The sequence below is a fragment of the Paenibacillus sp. P4_A7 genome (assembly GCF_056402455.1).
The window spans coordinates 1-2,181 of the sequence record NZ_JBFUHJ010000667.1; the positions used below are offsets into that span (position 1 = coordinate 1).

4 protein-coding genes are annotated in these 2,181 nt (G+C 44.2%); 3 read left to right on the forward strand and 1 reads right to left on the reverse strand.

Features of this window, described 5'->3' with window-relative positions; genetic code table 11:
* The 3 genes from AC1DWN_RS32680 to AC1DWN_RS32690 all read left to right on the forward strand — a co-directional run.
* Positions 1 to 233, forward strand: a 233-nt coding sequence (locus AC1DWN_RS32680; protein WP_477563003.1) for a CoA-transferase, incomplete at its 5' end; no start/stop codon positions are given.
* A gap of 28 nt (positions 234 to 261) precedes the next feature.
* Positions 262 to 927, forward strand: coding sequence for a 3-oxoacid CoA-transferase subunit B (locus AC1DWN_RS32685; protein WP_477563004.1), 666 nt, complete (start codon positions 262 to 264; stop codon positions 925 to 927).
* A gap of 27 nt (positions 928 to 954) precedes the next feature.
* Positions 955 to 1,731, forward strand: coding sequence for a 3-hydroxybutyrate dehydrogenase (locus AC1DWN_RS32690; RefSeq protein ID WP_477563005.1), 777 nt, complete (start codon positions 955 to 957; stop codon positions 1,729 to 1,731).
* Between the two features lie 243 nt (positions 1,732 to 1,974).
* On the opposite strand, the gene AC1DWN_RS32695 is transcribed toward AC1DWN_RS32690, so the two are convergent.
* Positions 1,975 to 2,181, reverse strand: a 207-nt coding sequence (locus AC1DWN_RS32695; RefSeq protein WP_477563006.1) for an SGNH/GDSL hydrolase family protein, incomplete at its 5' end; no start/stop codon positions are given.

Genomic DNA, 2,181 nt, shown 5'->3' on the forward strand with positions numbered 1-2,181 from the left:
GCCTAATACGCGCTGCCAGAGCCGACAGGATGGGAAATCTGAATTACAACAAAACTGCCCGCAATTTCAATCCGATTATGGCGACTGCAGGCAGAGTAACAATCGCGGAGGTCGAACAGCTGGTAGCTGTCGGTGATCTTGATGCGGAATCGATACATACGCCAGGTATATATGTGAATCAATTGATCGTAGGCGTGCAAGAGAAACGTATAGAACGGCTAACAACGTTRTAACTATTTAAGCTAGAAAGGAGAAAAAAACATGAATGAGCTAATGTCCATTAGGGAACGAATTGCGAGGCGCGCAGAGAAGGAAATAAAGAGTGGTTACTATGTAAATCTTGGAATAGGTATTCCCACTCTTGTCGCGAATTATATTTCAAGCGATAAACAGGTTGTGCTTCAATCTGAGAATGGCCTGCTTGGCATAGGTCCGTTTCCCACCCCGGATCTCGTCGATCCAGACCTGATTAACGCCGGTAAAGAAACAGTCACCGCCATATCGGGAGCATCCTATTTCAGCAGTTCGGATTCATTCGCTATGATTCGCGGAGGTCATATCGATCTAGCAATTTTGGGTGGAATGGAAGTATCTCAATCCGGAGATTTGGCCAACTGGATGATTCCCGGAAAAATGGTTAAGGGTATGGGCGGTGCTATGGACCTCGTGCATGGAGCGAAAAGGATCGTTGTTATTATGGACCATGTCAACAAAGTAGGACAACCGAAATTATTAAATTCTTGCAGCTTACCATTGACCGGCAAACAAGTCGTACACCGAATCATTACGGATCGGGYCGTTATCGATATCACTCCAGTGGGGATGCTTCTCGTGGAAGTAGCTATAGGGTATACGATAGAGGATATCCAATTGGCAACAGAGCCTCCGCTGATCTTGTCCGATAATATTCAAATGGATGCCTACTAAGCCATTGAAATGAGGGGATAATTAAGCATGTTCACCGATCGCGTTGTCATCGTTACGGGTGCTGCACAGGGAATCGGATTTCATATCGCCGAAGGCTTCGCGCGGCAAGGCGCTACTGTAGTTTTGTCGGATCGCAATGGTCTACTAYTTACTGAGGCCGTTCAAAAGCTTGTTCACACAGGGGGCAAGGTAGCTGCGATTCAAGCGGATGTAACAATAGAGAAGGATATCATCCATCTAATCGCACAAACCGTTGGTTTGTTTGGTCGCTTGGATATTCTCGTCAATAATGCGGGTTTACAGCATGTTGCCCCTATTGAGGAGTTCCCCACAGAAAAATTTGAATTTATGCTTAAAGTCATGCTGACTGCGCCCTTCATAGCTATCAAACATTCCTTACCTATAATGAAACAACAAAATTACGGTAGAATACTCAATATCGCATCCATTAATGGACTGGTGGGATTTGCAGGTAAGGCAGCATATAACAGCGCTAAACATGGTGTAATTGGCTTAACAAAAGTCGCCGCATTAGAAGCCGCTCCTTTTGGTATTACGGTGAACGCACTCTGCCCGGGATATGTGGACACACCATTGGTACGCGGTCAGCTGCAAGACTTAGCCAAAACTCGAAGCGTTCCCTTGGAAAAGGTATTAGAAGAAATCATCTTTCCACTCGTTCCACAACAACGGCTGCTTGATGTTAGTGAAATCGCTGACTACGCCCTGTTTCTAGCAAGCGATAAAGCTAGGGGAGTTACAGGTCAAGCCGTTGTTCTCGATGGAGGTTATACGACTCAATGAACTGTGACCCACAAGAAGGACACTTATTAAAAAAGTGCTCCACTTATGGGTCATAGTTCAATTCGTAAGGCTCCTTATCAAGTTAATCCTAGCATTGATACTCCAACAACTTGTGCTGTCGTGGGTCGTTAATAATTGAGTTGCCTTCGTCGACTCCCCATATAATATAGCTATTGAACCATTGCCTACTTTGTCTTTCCATAAGATTGCAATTCCCTTCATAACGACACCTCCAAGGAAGATTTACATAATTAAATCGATGATTTCACAAAGCTTTACGCGAATAAATTCATTTACATAGGGTCCGGGATGAATAGAGTCATCAAATAGAAATTCATAGTCTAGCAACCCCGATAACACACAATCTCGGAAGTATTGTTCAAAATCGACAAACCCACAACCATACCTCGCTGCAAATTCCTTAATCGCTCCATAATATTCGTCATAAGC